The 23934-nt window shown below is 54.8% G+C and carries 14 protein-coding genes; 8 read left to right on the top strand and 6 right to left on the bottom strand.

Going from position 1 to position 23934, the window contains the following annotated elements; genetic code table 11:
• The 4 genes from L975_RS08890 to lpdA all read left to right on the top strand — a co-directional run.
• On the top strand, positions 1 to 380 hold a 380-nt coding region (locus L975_RS08890; RefSeq protein ID WP_156121148.1), incomplete at its 5' end, for an FCD domain-containing protein.
• Between the two features lie 129 nt (positions 381 to 509).
• Positions 510 to 3167 (top strand): pyruvate dehydrogenase (acetyl-transferring), homodimeric type, encoded by a 2658-nt coding sequence (gene aceE, locus L975_RS08885; RefSeq protein ID WP_039046521.1) that lies wholly within the window; start codon positions 510 to 512, stop codon positions 3165 to 3167.
• A 12-nt stretch (positions 3168 to 3179) separates the two neighbouring features.
• Positions 3180 to 5075: a pyruvate dehydrogenase complex dihydrolipoyllysine-residue acetyltransferase gene (gene aceF, locus L975_RS08880; RefSeq protein ID WP_047708193.1), complete on the top strand. Its 1896-nt coding sequence runs from the start codon at positions 3180 to 3182 to the stop codon at positions 5073 to 5075.
• A 172-nt stretch (positions 5076 to 5247) separates the two neighbouring features.
• On the top strand, positions 5248 to 6672 hold the full coding sequence (lpdA, locus tag L975_RS08875) for a dihydrolipoyl dehydrogenase (RefSeq protein ID WP_010862594.1): 1425 nt from the start codon (positions 5248 to 5250) through the stop codon (positions 6670 to 6672).
• 338 nt (positions 6673 to 7010) lie between these two features.
• On the opposite strand, the gene L975_RS08870 is transcribed toward lpdA, so the two are convergent.
• The 6 genes from L975_RS08870 to nudF form a co-directional block, all read right to left on the bottom strand.
• A complete protein-coding gene (locus tag L975_RS08870; RefSeq protein WP_052181362.1) occupies positions 7011 to 8939 on the bottom strand; it encodes a methyl-accepting chemotaxis protein in 1929 nt (642 codons plus the stop codon).
• Positions 8940 to 9227: 288 nt separating this feature from the next.
• A complete protein-coding gene (parC, locus tag L975_RS08865; protein ID WP_039046519.1) occupies positions 9228 to 11528 on the bottom strand; it encodes a DNA topoisomerase IV subunit A in 2301 nt (766 codons plus the stop codon).
• A gap of 22 nt (positions 11529 to 11550) precedes the next feature.
• Positions 11551 to 13440 (bottom strand): DNA topoisomerase IV subunit B, encoded by a 1890-nt coding sequence (gene parE, locus L975_RS08860; protein WP_039046518.1) that lies wholly within the window; start codon positions 13438 to 13440, stop codon positions 11551 to 11553.
• A 57-nt stretch (positions 13441 to 13497) separates the two neighbouring features.
• Positions 13498 to 14085: an esterase YqiA gene (yqiA, locus tag L975_RS08855; protein ID WP_047708191.1), complete on the bottom strand. Its 588-nt coding sequence runs from the start codon at positions 14083 to 14085 to the stop codon at positions 13498 to 13500.
• Entirely contained in the window at positions 14085 to 14924 is an 840-nt protein-coding gene (cpdA, locus tag L975_RS08850; RefSeq protein WP_047708189.1) for a 3',5'-cyclic-AMP phosphodiesterase, read from the bottom strand. Before cpdA ends, yqiA begins: the two co-directional genes overlap by 1 nt.
• 298 nt (positions 14925 to 15222) lie before the next feature.
• On the bottom strand, positions 15223 to 15879 hold the full coding sequence (nudF, locus tag L975_RS08845) for an ADP-ribose diphosphatase (protein ID WP_052181361.1): 657 nt from the start codon (positions 15877 to 15879) through the stop codon (positions 15223 to 15225).
• Positions 15880 to 16106: 227 nt separating this feature from the next.
• On the opposite strand from nudF, the gene tolC reads away from it, so the two are divergent.
• The 4 genes from tolC to L975_RS08825 all read left to right on the top strand — a co-directional run bounded on the left by tolC (position 16107) and on the right by L975_RS08825 (position 23625).
• A complete protein-coding gene (tolC, locus tag L975_RS08840; RefSeq protein WP_052181360.1) occupies positions 16107 to 17444 on the top strand; it encodes an outer membrane channel protein TolC in 1338 nt (445 codons plus the stop codon).
• Between the two features lie 373 nt (positions 17445 to 17817).
• Positions 17818 to 20082, top strand: a complete 2265-nt coding sequence (locus L975_RS08835; protein ID WP_047708187.1) for a patatin-like phospholipase family protein — start codon at positions 17818 to 17820, stop codon at positions 20080 to 20082.
• 242 nt (positions 20083 to 20324) lie between these two features.
• A complete protein-coding gene (gene acnB / locus L975_RS08830; protein WP_039046513.1) occupies positions 20325 to 22922 on the top strand; it encodes a bifunctional aconitate hydratase 2/2-methylisocitrate dehydratase in 2598 nt (865 codons plus the stop codon).
• A 340-nt stretch (positions 22923 to 23262) separates the two neighbouring features.
• A complete protein-coding gene (locus tag L975_RS08825) occupies positions 23263 to 23625 on the top strand; it encodes a YacL family protein (RefSeq protein WP_039046512.1) in 363 nt (120 codons plus the stop codon).
• Positions 23626 to 23934 lie beyond the last annotated feature (309 nt).

The raw sequence follows: 23934 nt of genomic DNA, 5'->3' as shown, positions 1-23934 counted from the left end.
AGAGCCAGCAGGCGATTGTGGCGGCGCAAGCCAAAGATGATCCGGCGGCCGAAGCCGATGCGGTAATGCAGTATCTGGTTGTGGTGAGTGAGGCGTCCCATAACGTGGTGTTGTTACACCTGGTGCGTTGCTTAGCTCCGCTGCTGGAGCAGAATGTAAAACAGAATTTTGAGCTGCTGTATGCCCGACGTGAAAAGTTGGCGCAGGTCAGCAGCCACCGAGCGGAAATTGTGGATGCAATTTTGGCTCGTCAGCCGGAGGCGGCACGCGAAGCATCGCACCGTCATCTGGCGTTTATTGAGGAAACTTTGCTGGAACTTAGCCGTGAACACAGCCGTCAAGAACGGTCGTTGCGGCGGCTGCAGCAACGCAGGGATTGACCGGTAAATATATGCCGGCGAAAGCAGACCGAGAAGAAGGCGTTTTTCCGTCAGGTAACCCATACAGGGTCGCGGAAAGGCTTCCAGATTGAACAAAATTGACCGAACAAGCAGATAAGGAAGAACACCATGTCAGACATGATGAAAAATGACGTGGATCCGATCGAAACCAGCGACTGGTTGCAGGCTCTCGAATCGGTAATTCGCGAAGAAGGTGTTGAGCGTGCCCAGTTCCTGATCGATCAGATCATGGATAAAGCACGTGTAAACGGTGTGTCACTGCCAAGTGGTATCCACACTGATTACATCAATACCATTCCGGCGTCTGAACAACCGGCTTATCCGGGCAATCATGAGCTGGAGCGTCGTATCCGTTCCGCGATCCGCTGGAACGCCATCATGACTGTACTGCGTGCCTCCAAAAAAGACCTGGATCTGGGTGGCCACATGGCGTCCTTCCAGTCTTCTGCCACCATCTATGATGTGGCATTCAACCATTTCTTCCGTGCGCGTAACGAGCAAGATGGCGGCGATCTGGTGTTCTTCCAGGGTCACATCTCTCCGGGGATCTACGCCCGTGCGTTCATTGAAGGCCGCTTGACTGAAGAGCAGCTGAACAACTTCCGTCAGGAAGTGGATGGCAAAGGCGTTTCTTCTTATCCGCACCCGAAACTGATGCCTGAGTTCTGGCAGTTCCCGACCGTATCAATGGGCTTGGGCCCAATCAATGCGATTTATCAGGCGCGCTTCCTGAAGTATCTGAACGATCGCGGTCTGAAGAACACCACTGAGCAAACCGTATACGCCTTCTTGGGCGACGGTGAGATGGATGAGCCAGAATCCAAAGGTGCACTGACTTTCGCGGCCCGTGAGAAGTTGGACAACCTGTGCTACGTGATCAACTGTAACCTACAGCGTCTGGATGGCCCAGTGGTCGGTAACGGTAAGATCGTACAAGAGCTGGAAGGTCTGTTCCGCGGCGCTGGCTGGGAAGTGATCAAGGTTATCTGGGGTAGCAAGTGGGATGAACTGCTGAAGAAAGATACCTCCGGTAAACTGCTGCAGCTGATGAACGAAACTGTCGACGGTGACTATCAGACTCTGAAGTCCAAAGACGGTGCTTATGTGCGTGAGCACTTCTTTAACAAGTACCCAGAAACAGCGGCACTGGTTAAAGACATGACCGACGACGAAATCTGGGCGCTGAACCGTGGTGGTCACGATCCAGAGAAAGTTTTCGCAGCATTCCAGAAAGCCAAGCAGACCAAAGGTAAGCCAGTGGTTATTCTGGCCAAGACCATCAAAGGTTACGGCATGGGCGATGCGGCAGAAGGCAAGAACATTGCTCACTCCGTGAAGAAACTGGATATGGACAGCGTGAAGCAGTTCCGTGACCGTTTCAACATCAACCTGAGCGATGAAGAAACCGAGAAGCTGCCATACATCAAGTTCCCAGAAGGCTCGGAAGAGTACAACTACCTGCACGGCCGTCGTCAGGCGCTGAAAGGTTATGTACCAACCCGTCTGCCGAAGTTCACCCAAGAGCTGGCTATTCCAGCACTGGATGAATTCAAAGCACTGCTGGGCGAGCAGGCGCGTGATATCTCTACCACCATGGCGTTTGTGCGTGCACTGAACGTGCTGCTGAAAGACAAAGGGATTGGCCAGCATATCGTGCCAATCATTGCCGACGAAGCACGTACTTTCGGTATGGAAGGTCTGTTCCGTCAAGTGGGTATCTACAACCCGCAGGGTCAGAACTACACCCCGCAGGATCGCGAAGTTGTTTCTTACTACAAAGAAGACAAAGCCGGTCAGGTTCTGCAAGAAGGTATTAACGAACTGGGCGCAGGCTCTTCTTGGCTGGCGGCGGCAACGTCTTACAGCACCAACGATGTGCCAATGATCCCGTTCTACATCTACTACTCCATGTTTGGTTTCCAACGTATCGGCGATCTGTGCTGGGCGGCGGGTGACCAACAAGCGCGTGGTTTCTTGGTCGGCGGTACCTCAGGCCGCACCACTCTGAACGGTGAAGGTCTGCAGCACGAAGATGGTCACAGCCATATTCAAGCACTGACTATCCCTAACTGTGTGGCTTATGACCCTGCCTACGCTTACGAGCTGGCCGTGATCATGCAAGACGGCGTGCGCCGCATGTATGGTGAGCAGGAGAACGTATTCTACTACCTGACTACCATGAACGAAAACTACCATCAGCCAGCCATGCCAGAAGGCGCTGAAGAAGGGATCCGTAAGGGTATCTACAAGCTGGAAACCGTGGCCGGTGATAAGGCGAAGGTTCAGCTGATGGGTTCTGGCGCTATCCTGCGTCACGTGCGTGAAGCCGCGCAGATCCTGTCTGCCGACTACGGCGTGGGCTCTGACGTGTACAGCGTGACCTCGTTCACCGAAGTGGCACGTGAAGGCCAAGATTGTGACCGTTGGAACATGCTGCATCCAGAAGCGCAGCCGCGCGTACCGTTCGTGACTGCTGTGATGAACGATGCACCAGCGATTGCTGCAACTGACTACATGAAGTTGTTTGCTGAGCAGATCCGTGCGTTCGTGCCAGCCAGCAGCTACCGCGTACTGGGTACTGACGGTTTCGGCCGCTCTGACAGCCGCGAAAACCTGCGCCGTCACTTCGAAGTGGATGCCCACTACGTGGTGGTTGCAGCGCTGACTGAACTGGCTAACCGTGGCGAAATCGCCAAGTCAGTGGTCGCCGAGGCTATCGCTAAGTTCGGTATCGATGCCGATAAAGTTAACCCGCTGTACGCATAAGAGGCACCTGTCATGAGTATTGAGATTTTTGTTCCGGATATCGGTGCGGATGAAGTTGAAGTTACCGAAATTCTGGTGAGCGTCGGCGATAAAGTGGAAGCCGAGCAATCCCTGATCACCGTGGAGGGCGATAAGGCCTCCATGGAAGTACCAGCCTCAGCGGGCGGTATTGTGAAAGAAATTAAAGTGCAGGTAGGCAGCAAAGTGTCTACTGGCTCACTGATTATGGTATTCGCGCAAGAAGGGGCGGCAGCCGCCCCGGTTGCCGCGCAAGCGGCGCCAGCTCCAGCTGCTGCACCGGCGGCGGCAGCACTGAAAGAAGTGTGCGTACCGGATATCGGTAGTGATGAAGTCGAAGTGACTGAAATCATGGTTGCCGTGGGCGACAGCGTGAGCGAAGAGCAATCTCTGCTGACCGTGGAAGGCGATAAAGCGTCCATGGAAGTGCCTGCACCGTTTGCTGGTGTGGTTAAAGAGATCAAAGTGCAAGCGGGTAGCAAAGTCTCTACTGGCTCCCTGATCATGGTGTTTGAAGTGGCCGGTGCCGCTCCAGCACAAGCGGCGGCTCCAGTAGCAGCTGCGGCGCCAGTTGCCGCTCCTGTGGCCAGCGCGGCGAAAGACGTTAACGTGCCGGATATCGGTGGTGACGAAGTGGAAGTCACCGAGATCATGGTTGCGGTCGGCGATAAAGTTGAAGCTGAGCAATCGCTGATCACCGTAGAAGGTGACAAGGCTTCGATGGAAGTGCCTGCACCATTTGCCGGTGTGGTTAAAGAGATCAAAGTTCAAGCGGGTAGCAAAGTGTCTACCGGCTCTCTGATCATGGTGTTTGAAGTGGCCGGTGCGGCTCCTGCTGTAGCAGTAGCTAGCGCGCCAGTCGCCAGTGCAGCACCTGCGCCAGCCGCGGTGAAAGCCGAAGCACCAGCAGCCGCTGCTAAGCCAGCCGCAGCAGCTGAGTTTGCAGAAAACGATGCTTATGCTCATGCAACCCCAGTGGTACGCCGTTTGGCGCGTGAGTTCGGGGTTAACCTGGGCAAAGTGAAAGGGACTGGCCGTAAGGGTCGGATCCTGAAAGAAGACGTACAAGACTACGTGAAAGATGCGCTTAAGCGTCTGGAATCCGGTCAGGCTGCCTCGTCGGCGGCGATGAGTGGTGGCGCGGGTCTGGGTCTGCTGCCATGGCCGAAAGTGGACTTCAGCAAGTTCGGTGAAGTGGAAGAGGTTGAGCTGGGTCGGATCCAGAAGATCTCCGGCGCTAACTTGCACCGTAACTGGGTGATGATCCCGCACGTAACGCAGTGGGACGACGCGGATATCACCGAACTGGAAGCTTTCCGTAAGCAGCAAAATGCTGAACTGGAGCGTGCTAAGGCTGATCTGAAGATCACTCCGCTGGTGTTCATTCTCAAAGCGGTAGGCAAAGCGCTGGAAGTAATGCCACGCTTTAACAGCTCACTGTCAGAAGATGGTCAGAAGCTGACGCTGAAGAAATACATCAACATCGGTGTTGCGGTGGATACGCCAAACGGTCTGGTAGTGCCAGTGGTACGTGATGTGAACAAGAAGAGCATCACCGAGCTGTCACGTGACCTGATGGAGATCTCCAAGAAGGCGCGTGCTGGCAAGCTGACTGCATCTGATATGCAGGGCGGTTGCTTCACTATCTCTAGCCTGGGCGGTATTGGCGGTACAGCCTTCACCCCAATTGTGAATGCGCCGGAAGTGGCCATTCTGGGTGTGTCCAAGTCTGAGATGAAGCCGAAGTGGAACGGCAAAGAGTTCGCACCACGTCTGATGCTGCCTCTGTCACTGTCTTACGATCACCGCGTGATCGATGGCGCTGACGGTGCCCGCTTCATCACATTCCTGAACAACGCGCTGTCTGACATCCGCCGTCTGGTGATGTAAGACAGATCCGGTGCGGTTTCGGCTTAAGCTGTGACCGCACCGACGAATAAGGCACAACGGGTGCAACATTGTTTGCGAGATTTTAACAAGGTTGTAAAATCGTGGCGCGGTGAACCTCCGGTTGTGCGCGCTGTACCCGGTTCAGGAAGAAAAAGATTATAACGAGGTCATGATGAGCAAAGAAATCAAAGCCCAGGTAGTGGTTCTGGGTGCCGGCCCGGCAGGTTATTCCGCAGCATTCCGCTGCGCGGATCTGGGTCTGGACACAGTGATCGTCGAGCGTTATTCCACACTGGGTGGTGTCTGTCTGAACGTGGGTTGTATCCCATCTAAGGCACTGCTGCACGTTGCCAAGGTGATTGAAGAGGCCAAATCACTGGCCGAGCACGGGATCGTGTTTGGTGAGCCAAGCACCGACATCAACAAGATCCGTCTGTGGAAAGAAAAAGTTATTAGCCAACTGACTGGCGGTCTGGCCGGTATGGCGAAGATGCGTAAAGTGCAGGTGGTGAATGGTCTGGGTAAATTTACCGGTCCAAACAGCATTGCCGTGGAAGGCGCGGATGGCGTGACCACCGTGAACTTCGACAATGCCATCATTGCTGCCGGTTCGCGTCCAATTCAGCTGCCATTTATTCCGCACGAAGATCCACGTATTTGGGATTCAACCGATGCGCTGGAGCTGAAAGAAGTGCCTAAGCGCCTGCTGGTGATGGGCGGCGGTATTATCGGTCTGGAAATGGGTACTGTGTACCATGCGCTGGGTTCAGAGATTGACGTGGTCGAGATGTTCGATCAGGTGATCCCAGCTGCCGATAAAGATATCGTGAAAGTGTTCACCAAGAAGATCAGCAAGAAGTTTAACTTGATGCTGGAAACCAAGGTGACTGCGGTGGAAGCCCGTGAAGACGGTATTTACGTCAGCATGGAAGGCAAGAAAGCGCCTGCTGAAGCGCAGCGTTATGATGCCGTGCTGGTAGCCATCGGTCGTGTGCCTAACGGTAAGCAGCTGGATGCTGGTTTGGCAGGCGTTGAAGTGGATGAGCGTGGCTTTATCCGTACCGATAAGCAGATGCGCACCAACGTTCCGCACATTTATGCGATCGGTGACATCGTGGGTCAGCCAATGCTGGCACACAAAGGGGTGCACGAAGGTCACGTAGCGGCCGAAGTGATTGCCGGTAAGAAACATTACTTCGATCCGAAAGTGATCCCATCTATTGCCTATACCGATCCGGAAGTGGCGTGGGTAGGTAAGACTGAGAAAGAGTGTCAGGCCGAAGGTCTGAAGTACGAAACCGCGACCTTCCCATGGGCAGCGTCCGGTCGTGCGATCGCCTCTGACTGCGCTGACGGTATGACTAAGCTGATTTTCGACAAAGAGACGCACCGTATTCTGGGTGGCGCGATTGTCGGTACTAACGGTGGTGAACTGTTGGGTGAAATCGGTCTGGCTATCGAGATGGGTTGTGATGCCGAAGATATCGCGCTGACCATCCACGCGCACCCGACTTTGCATGAATCTGTTGGCCTGGCGGCAGAAGTGTTTGAAGGCTCGATTACCGACCTGCCAAACCCGAAAGCCAAGAAAAAGTAAGCCAACACAAAGTCGATTGGTTATCGGCGGTGCTGAGTGAGCAGTGTTAGTGTGATAGGTATGCTTGGTGTGATTGATGTGCTCGGTGTGGCTAGCTTAGTGTATAAGTGATGCTACATCGGTTGTGATGCGAAAAAAGGAAGGGATCAGGGGGCAGCATAGCCGCCGGTTCAGCAGTTAAGACGCCTGCAAGCAAACTGTACGTAAGAAAGTCGCAAAGCAAGAAATGCACGCCACAAAGAAATAAGCACCAAGCAATGCTCACTGGGTGCCGTGAACATGAGAGCCAATAAAAAGCCGGTCCTGAATTTTCAGGGCCGGCTTTTTTGTGCATGCTGTTATACGCGAAACGCGCTGACCAGCTGCTCCAGTTGTTGTGACAGACTGCGTAAGCCGGCCGCTTGCTCTGACAGCAGTTCGGCTGTTCCGGCATTTTGCTCGGTCAACTGATTGATGCTATCCAAATTCTGGTTGATATCTTGTACTACCGTTGACTGCTCTTCGGTGGCGGCGGCCACTTGCGTGTTCATGTCACTGAGCTGGGCAATACGAGCCGCGATGTCATTTAAGCTGTGCTGCACCTCTTCGGCTGATTGAACACCATGCAAACTGCGCTCATGGCTGCGACTGCTGGCCTGTACCGCGTGCTGGGCTTCTTGTTGCAGTCGGTCGATCATGCTTTGGATCTCGGCGGTCGAATCCGATGTGCGGCTGGCCAGTTTGCGCACCTCTTCGGCCACTACCGCAAAGCCGCGTCCTTGTTCACCGGCGCGCGCCGCTTCAATGGCGGCATTCAGTGCCAGCAAGTTGGTTTGATCGGAAATGCCGCGAATGGTGTCCAAAATGGTGCCGATACTTTCGGTCTGGCCGGCCAAGGTGGTGATCACGCTGCCCATGTTTTGCATGTCGTCGGCCAGATTTTGGATGGTCTGCTTGGTATTGCCGACAATGGTTAAGCCTTGCTCGGAGGCGTGCTCCGCGCCTTGGGTGGCATCGGCCGCCACTGAGGCATTACCGGCAATCTCTTGTACGGTGGCACCCATCTGATTAATGGCGGTGACCACCATCAGGGTTTTATCGCGCTGGGCATGGCTGTCGAGGCGTGAACGCTCCGACTCTTCGGCGACTTTTTCGGCACTGGTACGCAGGGCATTGGCGGTATCGGCCACCGCTTGTAGCGAGTGCTGAATTTTATCGGCAAAACGGTTAAAGCCACGCGCCAGCTGCGCCAGTTCATCTTGGCCTTGCGCCGGTAAGCGACGTTGTAGATCGCCGCTGCCATCGCCCAGCTCGGTGAACAGACGGGCCGATTCACTGAGCGGTTGCAGCAAACGGTGGGTGACCAAGGCGGCAGTCAGCAGCATCACAATGCCGCCGCCAATGCCCCAACTCAGCAGTTGCCATAACAATTGCTGCAGTGAAGCGAACACTTCGGCCTGTGGCACTTCCGCCACCAGATACCAGTTCAGTGCAGGGATCAGGGTACTGACCACCAGTACCGGAACTCCGTTACGACTCGATTCCTGCACGCTGGTGTGCTGTGGGTTAAGCAGCGTAGCGCTGTTGCCCTGATACAGCTGAGTTAGCGGCGTCATATCTTTTACGCTGTTATCCGGATGCAGGCGAACATTACCGCTGCCATCGGTCAGGAATACAAAGCCGCTGTCTTTGATTTTGATGGCGCGCAGACGGGCAATCACGGCATCCAACGGTTGCGCCAGACCAGACATTCCGCGGCCATTGGTTTGTTGGTAGTTGACGAACAGTTTGAGATTGCCGTTGGCCTCGCGATAGATGCTGTTATCCCAAGTGCGGCCGCTATCGCGGTACGGGAAGTACCAACCATCTTGCTGTGGGTTGAGCACGCGCAGGAAACCATCTTGATTCCAGAAGCGATTACTTTGCCGGTCGACAAAGGTGGTGGTGGTCAGGTTGAACTGCTGTTTGACCTGATTGAGCAGGGCAATCAGTTGTGGCTCTTGCTCGGCAGGAAAACCTTGGGCGGCAAAATTGAGTAAGAACGGGTTTTCCGCGATTTGGCGGGTGGCCTGTTTCAGGGTTTCAAATTCGCCGTTTAAGGCATTGCGCTCGCCTTCGAGCAAGGCCGGGAGATATTCGTCTAACTGCTGGTGGCGGATCAAAGCCTCCGCGGAACGATAGCCGAGCGTACCGGCAATCAAGTTGCTCAGTAAAATGAACAGGCTAACGCTGAGGAGAATTTTTTGTCTGAGAGTAAAGCGGCGTAAAAAGGCAGTAATCGACATCATCTATCCGATCCTTGCAAGGCGAGAGGGGCTCAGCCATGCCTATCGGCAAGAGTGGATATGACTGTAGTGGAATGTGATGTAAATTGAATATCCATCACAATCTTGCAGTGATTACACATACAAATGCGGTGAATGTCACTGTTTTGTAAATGGTCATGCGCGATGAAAAGCCCGCGGTCGCAACTATAAAAAAAGCCCCATCGCGAAAAAATCGCAACGGGGCGGTGTCTATTTAGCGAGCGTTATCAGAAGGTATCGACGGTGAGTGTTAACCGCCATAACCTCGATTTACTCTTCGCTGTCACCAGCGCTGGTTAAGGTCACCGGCTCTTGCACTTCAATCAGGTCGACTTTTTGCAGACCGCGTGGCAGCAAGGTGCCTTTACGGCCGCGCTCGGCGCGGAATTTGCTCAAATCATCAGGCTTGATGGTCAGCTTACGTTTACCCACATGCAAAGTCACACTGGCTTGGGCTGAAATCAAGCGCAGATGCAGCAGCAACTCTTCGCGTGCCGCCGCGCGCGCAGATGGAATGGTGACTATCTTGTTGCCTTTACCTTTGGACAGCTGTGGCAGATCCGCAACCGGGAACAGCAGCATGCGCCCTTCCGAGGTGATGGCCATCAGCAGGTCATCATCGCGGGTGACATTCAGTGGCGGCAGCACCTTGGCGTTATCCGGCAGATTGAGCAGTGCCTTACCGGCGCGGTTACGCGCCACCAGATCGGCGAAGGTACAGATGAAACCGTAACCGGCGTCAGAGGCCAGCAGCAGTTTCTGGTTGTCCTCTTCCATCAACACCTGCTCGATGACCGCGCCTGGAGGCGGTGTTAATTTGCCGGTCAGTGGCTCGCCCTGACCACGGGCCGATGGCAAGGTGATCGGATCGAGTGCATAACTGCGTCCGGTGGAGTCGATAAAGACCACCGGCTGGTTGCTCTTACCACGGGCAAACCCGCGGTAGGCATCGCCGGCTTTGTAGCTTAAGCCCGCGGCATCCACATCATGGCCTTTGGCGCAGCGCACCCAGCCCATTTCGGACAACACTACGGTGACTGGCTCGGCTGGGGTCAGGTCACGCTCGGTCAGTGCTTTGGCTTCGCTACGCTCAACCAGCGGTGAGCGACGCGTATCGCCAAAGCTGTCGGCATCGGCCTGCAGCTCTTTTTTCATCAAGGTGTTCAGACGACGCTCGGAGCCCAGCAGGGCTTCCAGTTGCTGACGCTCTTTTTCCAACTCTGCTTGTTCAGCGCGAATACGCACCTCTTCCAGCTTGGCCAAGTGACGCAGTTTCAGCTCTAAAATGGCTTCGGCTTGGGTTTCGGTGATGCCAAAGCGCGCCACCAACACTGCTTTCGGTTCGTCTTGCGTACGGATGATATCGATCACTTCATCGATATTGAGGAACGCAACCAGCAAGCCTTCCAGAATGTGCAAACGCTTGAGCACTTTTTCCAGACGGTGCTGCAGACGGCGACGAATGGTATCGCGACGGAAAGTCAGCCACTCGTTCAAAATAGTGACTAAGCCTTTAACCGCCGGACGGCCATCGAGGCCCAGCATGTTGAGGTTCACCCGGTAGCTCTTTTCCAGATCGGTAGAGGCAAACAGGTGGTTCATCAGCATGTCGACATCGACGCGGCTGGATTTCGGCACGATCACCAAGCGGGTTGGGTTTTCGTGATCCGACTCATCGCGCAGGTCATCGACCATCGGCAGCTTCTTGGCGCGCATTTGCGCGGCGATCTGCTCCAGCACTTTCGCCCCAGAGCACTGGTGTGGCAGGGCGGTGATGATGATTTCGCCGTCCTCTTTTTTCCACAGTGCGCGCATGCGAATCGAGCCACGACCGGTCTGGTAGATTTTTTTGATGTCACTTTGTGGGGTGATGATTTCCGCTTCGGTCGGGTAATCCGGACCTTGGACGTGCGTCATCAGCTCCTCGAGCGTGGCATCCGGCTTATCAATCAGTAATGAGACTGCGCCGACAATTTCGCGCACGTTGTGTGGCGGAATATCGGTGGCCATCCCCACCGCAATACCAGTGGTGCCGTTCAGCAAAATGTGCGGCAGACGGGCAGGCAGCCATTTAGGCTCTGGCAAGGTGCCATCGAAGTTCGGTTGGAAGTCGACTGTGCCTTGGCCAAGTTCGCCGAGCAGCACGTCAGCCATTTTTGACAGGCGTGATTCGGTGTAACGCATGGCGGCGAAGGATTTAGGATCATCCGGCGCCCCCCAGTTGCCCTGACCGTCGATCAGCGGGTAGCGGTAGGAGAACGGCTGCGCCATCAGCACCATGGCTTCATAGCAGGCGCTGTCACCGTGCGGGTGGTATTTACCCAGCACGTCACCCACGGTACGGGCGGATTTTTTGTACTTGGCAGCCGCATTCAGTCCCAGTTCGGACATGGAGTACACAATCCGGCGCTGTACCGGCTTGAGGCCATCGCCGATAAACGGCAAGGCGCGATCCATGATCACGTACATGGAGTAGTTGAGGTAGGCATTTTCGGTAAACACGCGCAGCGACTGGCGTTCGGTGCCGTCGTTGTCATCGCGCTCGATGCCGCCCTGAGTCAAATCTGTCATCGGGTGTTCCTGTGTACGTTAATCAGGCTTCAATGTCCGCCAGATCGCCCTTGCTTTGCAGCCAGTGGCGGCGGTCTTCCGAACGTTTTTTCGCCAGTAGCATGTCCATGATGTCGAGCGTTTGCTGCAGATCATCGATGGTCAGTTGCACCAAGCGGCGGGTGTTCGGATCCATGGTGGTTTCGCGCAGCTGCAGCGGGTTCATCTCACCCAGACCTTTGAAGCGCTGTACGTTGGGTTTACCTTTTTTCTTTTTCAGGCGCTCAAGAATGCCGTTCTTCTCGTCTTCGTCGAGGGCGTAGTGCACTTCTTTGCCCAGATCGATACGAAACAGCGGTGGCATTGCCACATACACGTGTCCTTGCTCGACCAAGGTGCGGAAATGGCGCACGAACAACGCGCACAGCAAAGTGGCGATGTGCAGGCCGTCGGAGTCGGCATCGGCGAGGATACAGACTTTCCCGTAGCGCAGCTGACTTAAATCATCGCTGTCCGGATCGATACCAATCGCCACCGAAATGTCGTGCACTTCTTGCGAGGCTAGCACTTCGTCGGAGGAGACTTCCCAGGTATTGAGGATCTTACCGCGCAGCGGCATCACCGCCTGAAACTCGCGATCGCGCGCCTGTTTGGTTGAGCCGCCCGCGGAGTCACCCTCGACCAAAAAGAGTTCGGTCTTACTCAAATCTTGTGACGAGCAGTCGGCCAGTTTACCGGGTAGCGCTGGGCCGGAGGTGAGCTTTTTACGCACCACTTTCTTGGCTGCGCGCATCCGGCGCTGGGCGCTGTTAATCGCCAGCTCGGCCAGTTGCTCGGCATATTGCACGTTCTGGTTCAGCCACAGGCTAAATGCATCTTTAACCACCCCAGAGACAAAGGCCGCGCTTTGGCGTGACGACAGGCGCTCTTTGGTTTGGCCGGCAAACTGCGGATCTTGCATTTTCAGTGACAAGACATAGGCGCAGCGATCCCAGATATCTTCAGGGGACAGCTTCACGCCGCGCGGCAGCAAGTTACGGAATTCGCAAAACTCACGCATCGCATCCAGCAGACCTTGGCGCAGGCCGTTAACGTGGGTGCCGCCTTGGGCGGTGGGGATCAAGTTAACGTAACTTTCGCCAATTAGCTCGCCGCCTTCAGGCAGCCAGACTACCGCCCAATCGGCGGCTTCGGTATCGGTCGACACCGCACCGGTAAACGGCGCTTCGGGTAGGGTGACAAACTCTTTGACCGCATCAATCAGGTAGTCATTCAGGCCGTCTTGATACAGCCAGCGCTGTTCGGTGTTGTTGACCTTATCGGTAAAGACGATTTCCAGCCCCGGACAGAGCACGGCTTTGGCTTTCAGCAGGTGGGTCAGGCGGCTGACCGAGAACTTGGCCGAATCAAAATAGCTGGCAGTCGGCCAGAAGTGCACGCTCGTACCACTGGTACGGCGGCCACAGGTGCCGATCACGGTCAGATCTTGGATTTTTTCGCCGTCCGCAAAGACGATCGAATAGATCTGGCCATCGCGCTTAACGGTAACTTCAACCCGGCTCGACAAGGCGTTGACCACAGAGATCCCCACCCCGTGCAGACCGCCGGAGAACTGGTAGTTTTTGTTGGAGAATTTCCCGCCGGCGTGCAGGCGACATAGGATCAATTCGACCCCTGAGACACCTTCTTCCGGGTGGATATCCACCGGCATACCGCGACCGTTATCAATGACTTCAAGTGACTGATCGGCGTGCAAAATGACATCGATACGGGTGGCATGCCCGGCCAGCGCTTCATCCACGCTGTTGTCGATCACTTCCTGCCCGAGGTGGTTCGGACGCGTCGTATCGGTGTACATACCGGGCCGGCGACGCACCGGCTCAAGGCCACTGAGAACTTCAATGGCATCGGCGTTATAACTGGACTGGGTCATGGTATGTATATATTTACAGGTATTTGGGCATTATGGTCGTCAGGCGGCCATAAAAAGTCAAGGCGTGGTTAGCCCGAGAAAGGCAATTATGGCAGCAAAATGGCGTGAAAAACCAGTAAAGGCGTGATTGCCACCTGGCTCTACGGTTGCGCGGCTGTGCGCGAAGTAATCGACCGCTTGCCGGTAATCCAGCACTTCATCGCCAGTTTGCTGTAACAGCCAGAGTAATTGTGGCTGTGCTAGGGTCGGAAGGTGCAAATCCAGCAGCTGCTGCATGTGCTCCGGCCCCAGAATGTAGTCTTCGCCGGTGTACGGGTTGTGGTTCGGGCCGAGAAAGTTTTGTAATAGCTCAAATGGGCGTACCGCAGGGTTAATCACGACCCCACGCAGGCCATAGCGCTGCGACAAGTAAGTGACGTAATAACCGCCGAGTGACGAGCCAATCAAGGCCGGCGTTTCTCCTGCGGCCTGACAGTCTTCAATCAACGCACATACCTTGGCCATTGCCGCTTGCGGGGCATACGGTAGGGCGGGGATGTGCATCTGTACCTGCGGGTGTGCGTCGGCCAGCCAGTCCCGTAATTCGGTGGCTTTGGCCGAGCCGCTCGAGCCATTAAAGCCGTGTAGGTAAATCAGGGTAGCCATCAGTACCCCTCCGATTCCATATCTGGGCTAAAGCGTTGGTCGGTTAGACGGTGGACTTGCGTTTCTACGCGGCCATCCGGCAACAGATCCAGATAACGCCAGCCCGGTGTGAGCTGATCGAGGGTAAAATTGGTGCAGTGTGCCTTGAACTGAATGCAGGTGGACGGCGTTGCCAGCAAGCGGCGACCATTCCAGTTCAGATCCATCTCTTGGTGGATGTGACCACACAACACCACTTTGGCCTGAGGACGGCTGCTGAGCACTTCATCCAGCACATGACTGTTGCGCAGGCTGTGCTGATCCAACCACGTACAACCCGAAGGCAGTGGATGGTGGTGCAGCAAAATGGCCGCATGCCGCTTTGGATGCGCATCAAGGCGTGCAGCCAGCCAGTTCAGCTGGTAATCACTCAGCTCGCCATGGGGAACTCCCAGCACCTGACTGTCGAGCAGAATCAGCTGCCAGTGATCGCCAAGCAGCACCTGTTTGGAAGGCTGGATCCCTTTACCGCGCAGGCCATCGACCATTGCTGGCTGAAAATCGTGGTTACCGGGCAGCCAGACGCACGGACTGTCCAGACGGCTGATGCCATCGGCAAAGCGGTCATAGGCTTCCAGCGAATGGTCTTGCGCCAAATCGCCAGTTGCGACTATCAGATCGACCGGTTGCTGTTCGGCAATTTGCTGCTCGGCAACAATGGCATCCAGTACCGCATGGTAGCTTTGCAGGGTGTTAATCCCCAGCAGGGCTCCCTCTTCGTCGGCAAACAGATGCGTATCTGTGATTTGCAAGAGTCGAACCCGCTCAGTTGCAACCGGCGGTTGAAACAGGCTTTCCAAGTGCTTTCCTTCGTATTGTGGGTGTTGTAGTCACTTATTTATGCGGTGCCTGATCTATTCGGCGTCTGATGCGCCTTGGATGCTGGACGTTACTGGCCGAGCATCGGGATACGCATAGGCAATAGGCACCGTGAATGGTGATATGCAGTTTATCTGATAATTTGAATTATTTCGGTGCATTTTATGGATCAGTGATGGATCCCCAAATGAAATTATCAGAATTGCTGCACGGCACACATTTCTTCTTTGTCATGTTTTCGGCGCTGCGTTTTGCCGCTTTGTGCGCTGCTAGCTGGGGTTACTTCACGTTTAACCAGCGTTTTCGTAGTGCATCACCATGCAACGCCAGCCATTGCAGAGCGATAATGGTGGCGGCGTTATCAATGCGTCCACGCTCCATCAGCATCATGGCCGTTTGGCGGTCAACCACGTGCACTTTGATATCTTCGTGCTCGTCAGCCAGCCCATGCAGCGTGCCGGATTCGGGCGCCACTACTTCGCCGACAAACAACGATAAGCGCTCACTGCTACCACCGGGGCTGGCCAGATAGCTGAGCATCGGCTCGCAGCGTTGTACGGTCAGTCCAGCCTCTTCTTGCGCTTCACGGCGCACCACTTGCTCCGGGCTTTCCCCCGGATCGATAATCCCTGCCACTAATTCCAGTAGCCACGGGCTAGCGCTGGTTTCCAGCGCGGCAATCCGCAACTGTTCGACCAACACGATTTTATCTTGTTTCGGGTCATACGCTAATAAGGCGGCAGCATGTCCGCGTTCAAAAATTTCTCGGCTCACTTCACCGCTCATCCCTCCAGCAAATAAGCGATGGCGAAAACGGTAACGGGTGAGGCGAAAAAAACCGTTATACAGCGGTTGCTTGTCCACCATCTGAATGTCAGCTTCGGTAAAGTCAGTTGGCAGCAAGTCAGACGGGGTGTTACGCTTCAAAGATACCATGGTCAAAAATTGTCCTTAAACACTGCAGCTATGTCGTACGGTTAAAGTAACGTACTGAAACTAAAGGGATGCGTGGATGGTTTTCCTTTTTTTTTCGCTAAATCTTTAATCAATATGGCACGGAAAACCTATTCCTCGGCAGAGACTTTGATACACTAGTGCGCAGTTTGACGGTTACTGATCATACAACAATGCGTCAGAGAAAATTATTGGAACAAGGAATAGCTATGAAGAAGATTCTGCCCATCCTGATCGGATTGAGCATCGGTAGTATCAGCATGTCAAGTTATGCAGATTCCTTACTGGATATCTACCAGCAAGCCAAAACGAATGATCCGGTGCTGCGTAAAGCAGCGGCAGACCGTGATGGCGTGGTCGAGCAGATTAATCAGGCGCGTGCCAGTCTGTTACCACAATTGAATGCTACCGGTACTGCTGATTACAGCCGCAGCAATTTCAACACGGTGAATGAGCAGAATCAGACCGCCGCTAAATTGAACCTGACTCAGTCTTTATATGACCGCGCCAACTGGGTACGTCTGACTCAGTCTGAGAAACGTGCTAGCCAAGCCGAAGTGAATTACTCTGCAGCACAGCAGAATCTGATTTTACGTGTGGCGAATGCCTATTTCGGTGTGCTGCGTGCGCAGGATAACCTGACCGTAATTCTGGCCGAGAAAAAAGCCGTATTCCGCCAGTTAGAGCAGACTAAACAGCGTTTCGACGTGGGTTTGGTGGCGATCACTGACGTGCAAGATGCTCAGGCGCAGTACGACCAAGTGCGTGCGAGCCAGATCACCGCGCAAAACGATCTGGACAACAGTCTGGAAAACCTGCGTGAAATCACCGGTAACCTGCCAAGCCAGATCAACATTCTGGATACCAAGCAGTTCAGCACCGATATGCCGCTGAAAATTGATCAGCTGATGAAAGAAGCCGATGCCAAGAACTTGAACTTGATGTCTGCCCGTTTGGGTCAAGAGCTGTCACGTGAAGGTGTGCGTTTGGCTTCCTCCGGTCACCTGCCGACCTTAGGATTGCAAGGCTCCGTGGGCGTGTCTGATACCAACGTGACATCAGGCCCAACGCCATCCACCAACGGTGATTCGACCTCCGTGGGCGTGGTGCTGTCTATCCCTATCTACAGCGGTGGCCGCACCAGCTCTGAAGTACGTCAGGCCGAATACGGCTTTATCAGCTCGAGCGAAGCGCTGGAGCAAGCGTACCGTGAGATCCAGAAAAACGTTCGTGCAGCGCACAACAACATTGTGGCGTCCATCAGCTCCATTAAAGCGAACGAGCAAGCCGTGGTCTCTGCCAAGAGCGCCTTGGATGCCACCGAAGCGGGCTATGAAGTGGGTACCCGTACCATCGTTGACGTGTTGAACAGCACCCGTAGCCTGTATAACACCAACCGTCAGCTGGCGAATGCCCGTTACGATTACCTGATTAACACCCTGAATCTGCAGGGCGCGGTCGGTGTGTTGAATGAAAACAACATTCTGGTACTGAACAAAGTACTGAACACGCCATCGCCAATTATCCCAGAAGAGTCTATCCAGTAAGTGAGCGTTAACCGGCGTGTTTACAGGCCGGTGTACTGACGTTAACCGGATACTTCTCGGTACATTCTCGGTAAATGAGTGCCAGTCTGTTATTGCTAGCAGGCTGGCATTTTTTATTGGCATTTTTCGTTGGGGGTGGATGATTTTTATACAGTGTGGTTATGCTTGCGCCAAGTTATGGTATAGCTAAGTGATGCTAGTGCTCGGCCGTCATGCTAGTGTCGTCGGTGACCTGCGGCGTGTTACGGCTTTGAACGAACCGTTAATGGCACTTTATCTCTCTCGCATCTCTAGGTGAGCGCTTTGCTGGGTTTTTACTGCGCTGATGAGAGGCGAAGCGGTACCCACTTTTAGATTGGAAACGGATTTTCTCATGTTACAAGCGTTAAGGCGTGTTACCGGTTTTGTGGTGGTGCTGGGGCTGCTGTGGGTGTGGTCGGCACCTTTATTGGCTCGGGAAACCATTGGCGTGGTGTTATCCGGCGGCGGGGCTCGCGGCGCGGCGCATATTGGCGTACTGCGTGAGCTAGAGCGGCTGCAGATCCCCATCGATTACATTGCCGGTACCAGCTTTGGCGCTTATATCGCTGGACTCTATGCCATGGGCATGAGCGCGGATGAAATTGAAGTGCTGGTGCAGCGCATTGACTGGCGGCAAGGCTTTGTCGATAAGGTGGATCGCTCGGAGCGCCCGATTCGTAGCAAGCAGCGCGAGGATGTGTTTCAGCTGCGGCCAAATATCGGTTTTGATGGGCTGACCCTAAAATCGCCTAAAGGCTTGGTGCAAGGCCAGTCGATGGCGGTTTTGCTGCGCGATTCGGTAAAAAATCTTCCCGTGATCAATGACTTTGACCGCTTACCCATCCCGTATCGCGCGGTGGCGACCGATATCGAGTCGGTGACCGAAGTGGTGATGGCGCACGGTCACCTGCCGACCGTGATGCAAGCCAGTATGTCGGTGCCGGGAGCATTGCCACCGGTGCGCTATGAAGGGCATCTGCTGGTGGATGGCGGGGTGGTCAATAACCTGCCGGTCAGCGTGGCACGGGCGATGGGCGCCGATGTGGTGATTGCCGTTGATATCGGTGCCGATTTGGCAAAAGCCGATCAGCTGGATAACGCCTTGTCGATCATGAACCAGCTGTCGACCTTTATGGTGCGCAAGAATACCGCCGAGCAGGCAGCGCTGCTGGGTAAACGCGATGTGTTGCTGCGCCCGAATGTCAGTGATATGTCGATGGCAGCCTTCGATCGCATGCCGGAGATTATTGCGCGCGGTGAGAATTCCGCGCGCGGCGCCGAGCGCGATCTGGCCCGTTACAGTGCTAGCCCGGAAGTGTACGCCGCGTACCAGAAACGCAAGCAGGCGCTGCGAAAACACCTGACGTATCTGCAATCGGGTACCAAGATTGATGATATCGTCATCGTCAACCAAAGCCGTTTTGATGAACACCTGATCCGCAGCAAACTGGCTTTAACCCCAGGCATGAGCCTAAGCGATGCCGAGATGGAAGCGCGGGTGCGGCGTCTGCATGCGCTGGGGAATTTTGAACGGGTGGATTACCAGCTGGAAAAACGCGGGGTGCGTCAGGTGCTGGTGGTGAAGGTGCGCGAGAAAACGTGGGGGCCGAACTACTTAGATTTTCGTTTTGCCTTGGAAGACACCCTGTCGGGCAATACCAGTATTCAGCTAGGCGGCGGAGCCACCTTTACTGGCCTGAGCCGTTATGGTGCGGAAGCGCGCTTGGAAGGGGTACTCGGTTCAGATAAGTGGTTCAAGGCTGAACTGTATGCGCCTATCGTGCCGAATCAGCGCTATTTCACCTATTGGCGCGCGCAAGTCGACCGCTTTGATCGCAATCTCTATTTTGCCTCTGACAGCAACAATGTACTGGTGAACCGTTATGCGGTGAACTGGGGCGAAGTGGCGTTCGGCTGGCAGCCATTACCGTGGCAGCAGACGCTGCTGGGGATGCGTTATGTTGATGGCAAGATCACCCCGCAAATCTTCAAGCAAGCGGGATTGGAAGGGCAAAACGTCGGTCCGTATCTGGGTGTGAACTACGATACCTTGGATAACATCGCCTTCCCGCGCAGTGGAGTGAAGATGGACTTGGATCTGGCCTACCTGCAATCACGTTTGCATACCCAAGGGGGCGATGAGACCTTCTATTCACGCACCGCGTTTACCGACGTCAATATGGATCTGGTGACTGCCACCGGCTGGGGACGACATGCCTTGATCGGCAAGTTCTCAGGTGGCGCGTTGATCTCCGACGATCCGTTAGCCGGTTTGTTGCGACCAAAAGACATGGGCGGCTTCTTGCGCTTATCCGGCTTTGAACACAATCAGCTCTCTGGCCAATACGCCACATTTGGCGCGCTGATTTATCAGTATCGCTGGCGTGATAACGATTTTGGTCTGTTCCGTGCGCCGCTCTACTTTGGTATGTCGGTGGAGCATGGTCGGGTGTGGGATAAGTCCAGCTCGCTGTTTGATCGCGCCTATCAGGAGCCGGTGTGGGCCAGTAGCGTGTTCACCGGGATCGACTCCCCGATTGGGCCGATTTATTTTGCCTATGGGCAAGCCGAAGGCGGACACCATGCGGTCTATTTCACGATTGGTCGCTCATTGTAAGTCTCACTGAGGTTGCGGTTTTACCGGCAAACGTGAGCTGAAAGGAGGCAATCGGCTATGCCGTTATCGAACACAACAACTGTGTAACATTTGTTTTAAGTTCAGGCGGAATTCTGCTAGTCTGAGGCTCCGAGAAGGGACTTTCTGTAACCCAAAAAGTGATACGCGAACAGACAAGGACAGGGGCGTCGGCAATCCGGCAAGCTCCGACAATCAGGACATACAAAGAAGAGGAATTCGTCGTGCTAGAAGCGTACCGTCAACACGTAGCTGAGCGCGCTGCCGAAGGTGTGGTAGCCAAACCCCTGGATGCCGCACAGGCTGCGGCTTTGGTCGAATTGCTGAAAGCCCCGCCAGTGGGTGAGGAAGCATTTTTGCTTGATCTGCTGGCCAATCGTATTCCGCCGGGTGTGGATGAAGCGGCCTATGTGAAGGCCGGTTTTCTGGCGGCAGTGGCGCGTGGTGAAGCGCATTCCCCGATTGTCAGCGCAGAATATGCCACGGAACTGCTGGGTACCATGCAAGGTGGTTACAACATCCAGCCATTGATTGATCTGCTCGATGATGCGCGTTTGGCGCCGATTGCGGCCAAAGCGCTGTCGCAAACCCTGCTGATGTTCGACAGCTTCTATGACGTGGAAGACAAAGCCAAAGCCGGCAATGATTTCGCGCGTCAGGTGATCCGTTCATGGGCTGAAGCTGAGTGGTATCTGTCACGCCCAGCGGTGGCCGACAAGATGACCGTTACCGTATTTAAAGTCAGCGGTGAAACCAATACCGATGATTTATCCCCTGCGCCTGATGCATGGTCGCGCCCGGATATCCCTTTGCACGCCTTGGCGATGCTGAAAAACCCACGTGATGGAATTGATCCCGATCAGCCCGGCAGCATAGGCCCTATTAAGCAGCTGGACGCGTTAAAACAAAAAGGTTTCCCACTGGCCTATGTGGGCGATGTGGTCGGTACCGGCTCTTCACGTAAATCGGCTACCAACTCTGTGCTGTGGTTCATGGGTGACGATATTCCGTTTGTACCGAACAAGCGTGGCGGCGGTGTGGTGCTGGGCAGCAAAATTGCCCCGATTTTCTTTAACACCATGGAAGATGCGGGCGCACTGCCGATCGAAGTGGATGTGAGCTTGCTCAAGATGGGCGATGTGATCGACATTTTCCCGTATTTGGGTGAGATCCGCCGTCACGACAGTGGCGAGCTGGTGGCGCGCTTTAGCCTGAAAACTGATGTGCTGTTGGATGAAGTGCGTGCCGGTGGCCGTATTCCGCTGATTATCGGCCGTGGCCTGACCGCCAAAGCCCGCGAATCGCTAGGTCTGCCAGCCAGTGACGTGTTTAAAATCCCAGCGGCGGCACCGGATACTGGTAAAGGTTATACGCTGGCGCAAAAGATGGTGGGTAAAGCCTGTGGCGTAGCGGGCGTGCGTCCGGGGACCTATTGTGAGCCGAAGATGACCTCGGTGGGTTCACAAGATACCACCGGCCCGATGACCCGCGATGAGCTGAAAGACTTGGCTTGCTTGGGCTTTTCCGCTGATCTGACCATGCAGTCATTCTGTCATACCGCCGCCTATCCAAAGCCGGTGGATGTGCAAACGCACCATACGCTGCCTGATTTCATCATGAACCGGGGCGGTGTGGCGCTGCGTCCTGGCGATGGCGTGATTCACTCTTGGCTGAATCGCATGTTGCTGCCGGATACCGTGGGGACTGGCGGTGACTCGCACACCCGCTTCCCTATTGGTATTTCTTTCCCTGCCGGCTCTGGTCTGGTGGCGTTTGCCGCGGCCACCGGTGTGATGCCGCTGGATATGCCTGAATCAGTACTGGTGCGTTTTAGCGGTGAGATGCAACCGGGGATCACCTTGCGCGATCTGGTGCATGCCATCCCGTACTATGCCATTCAGCAAGGTCTGCTGACGGTGGAGAAACAGGGCAAGAAGAACATCTTCTCTGGCCGGATTTTGGAGATCGAAGGGCTGTCGCAGCTGAAAGTGGAGCAAGCCTTTGAGCTGGCTGATGCCTCTGCCGAGCGCTCTGCCGCCGGTTGTACCATCAAGCTGGATAAAGAGCCGATCATCGAGTACTTGAACTCCAATATTGTGCTGCTGAAGTGGATGATTGCCGAAGGTTATGGCGATCGTCGTACGCTAGAGCGACGTATTCAGGGGATGGAAGCGTGGTTGGCCGATCCGAAACTGATGTCAGCGGATGCCGATGCGGAGTACAGCGCGGTGATCGACATCGATCTGAACGCGATTCGCGAGCCGATTTTGTGCGCGCCGAACGATCCGGATGATGCGCGTCTGCTGTCGAGCGTGGCCGGTGACAAGATTGATGAGGTGTTCATCGGCTCGTGCATGACCAACATCGGTCACTTCCGCGCGGCCGGTAAGATGCTGGACAAGTTCAAAGGCCAGATCCCGACCCGTTTGTGGATTGCGCCGCCGACCAAGATGGATGCCGCGCAGCTGACCGAAGAGGGTTACTACGGCGTGTATGGCCGCTCTGGGGCGCGCATTGAGATCCCAGGTTGCTCGCTGTGCATGGGTAACCAAGCGCGTGTGCGTGATGGAGCAACCGTGGTGTCGACTTCAACCCGTAACTTCCCGAACCGTTTGGGGACCGGCGCGAACGTCTACTTGGCCTCTGCCGAGCTGGCAGCGCTGTCTGCGGTACTGGGGCGGATCCCGAGTGTCGATGAGTATCTGGCGGCCATGCGTGAAGTGGATGCGACTGCCGCAGACACCTATCGCTACCTGAACTTTAACCATTTGCCGGAATATACCGCAAAAGCCAATGCGGTGATTTTCCAGACGGCGGTGTAAGTGAGCGGATGCTGCCGTTAGCCAAGCTGAATCTGGATTAATCAGCGTTCACCGAGGTTAATAAGGTTTAAGGTTAATGTAGCCAGTGAATTTAGCGCGTTAATAACGGGAGGCCACAGGGTCTCCCGTTTTTTTATGCTTGGCTTTTTTCGGCGTGTCTTGTTAGGGCGAGTTTTTTCGCTACCGCTTGGCTATCACCGGTTTGGCGATGACGGGTTTTGTGATATCGGGTTTTTTATGAGATGCGTTGGCGCAGCCAGTGGGGCGCGGTAGGATAGTGCATATGACATGAGGTAACGCCGCAACAACCGCGGCAGTAGTAGCAAAGTGCGGAGGCGGTATGGATTATGAATTTCGACGTGATTTGATGGGCGCGGTAAAAGCCGAGTTTTCCATGGGGCACGAAGCGATCGGGCGCTGGTTGAATGATGAAGTGGCCGGTGACCAAGACAAAATAGCCACTGTGCTGGCCGGTATTGACAGCGTGCGTGGTTCGGAGCGGCAATGGCAGTTAGTCGGGCGTGAGTTTACGTTGCTGATGGACGGCGAAGAGGTGATGGTGCGCGCCAATGTGATGAATTTTTCCAGTGACCAGCTGGAAGATGATTTGCAGTACTACGATGAAGAGAGCCTGAGCCTGTGCGGTTTGGAGGATTTCGAGCAAGCGCTGCTGGCCTATCGTCAGTTTTTAACGGAGCGCTAATTAAGCTGGCGCTGCACGCGCCCAGTTTATACCCGTCCTACTTGAAGCTGCAGCGGTGTTGGCTACGTTCGTTCACCCCAATCACATAGTTTGCCTATGTTCATGGGGATTCACTCACTTGCCGCCTACCAGCAACTTCAAGTCGTTTGGGTATAGCCGAACGAGATATGTGATGCCGCAAAGGTGAACGGAATTGACCGTTTTCCCTTGCGGCTTTTTTCGGCCTCAATAGGCTGTCTTCTGTCTTCTGTCTTCTGTCTTCTGTCTTCTGTCTTCTGTCTTCTGTCTTCTGTCTTCTGTCTTCTGTCT

Origin of the sequence: Plesiomonas sp. ZOR0011 (genome assembly GCF_000800945.1) — a bacterium.
Taxonomy (GTDB): domain Bacteria; phylum Pseudomonadota; class Gammaproteobacteria; order Enterobacterales; family CAMTGL01; genus Plesiomonas; species Plesiomonas shigelloides.
Note: the sequence above shows the minus strand (reverse complement) of the source record. Positions and strands in the feature narration are given on the sequence as shown.

What these genes read in the sequence shown, in the direction of transcription:
- tolC (WP_052181360.1), top strand. Translation starts at nt 16,107, where the DNA reads ATGAAGAAGATTCTGCCCATCCTGATCGGATTGAGCATCGGTAGTATC.
- L975_RS08870 (WP_052181362.1), bottom strand. Translation starts at nt 8,939, where the DNA reads ATGATGTCGATTACTGCCTTTTTACGCCGCTTTACTCTCAGACAAAAA.
- parC (WP_039046519.1), bottom strand. Translation starts at nt 11,528, where the DNA reads ATGACAGATTTGACTCAGGGCGGCATCGAGCGCGATGACAACGACGGC.
- aceF (WP_047708193.1), top strand. Translation starts at nt 3,180, where the DNA reads ATGAGTATTGAGATTTTTGTTCCGGATATCGGTGCGGATGAAGTTGAA.
- yqiA (WP_047708191.1), bottom strand. Translation starts at nt 14,085, where the DNA reads ATGGCTACCCTGATTTACCTACACGGCTTTAATGGCTCGAGCGGCTCG.
- aceE (WP_039046521.1), top strand. Translation starts at nt 510, where the DNA reads ATGTCAGACATGATGAAAAATGACGTGGATCCGATCGAAACCAGCGAC.
- lpdA (WP_010862594.1), top strand. Translation starts at nt 5,248, where the DNA reads ATGAGCAAAGAAATCAAAGCCCAGGTAGTGGTTCTGGGTGCCGGCCCG.
- L975_RS08835 (WP_047708187.1), top strand. Translation starts at nt 17,818, where the DNA reads ATGTTACAAGCGTTAAGGCGTGTTACCGGTTTTGTGGTGGTGCTGGGG.
- parE (WP_039046518.1), bottom strand. Translation starts at nt 13,440, where the DNA reads ATGACCCAGTCCAGTTATAACGCCGATGCCATTGAAGTTCTCAGTGGC.
- nudF (WP_052181361.1), bottom strand. Translation starts at nt 15,879, where the DNA reads ATGGTATCTTTGAAGCGTAACACCCCGTCTGACTTGCTGCCAACTGAC.
- L975_RS08825 (WP_039046512.1), top strand. Translation starts at nt 23,263, where the DNA reads ATGGATTATGAATTTCGACGTGATTTGATGGGCGCGGTAAAAGCCGAG.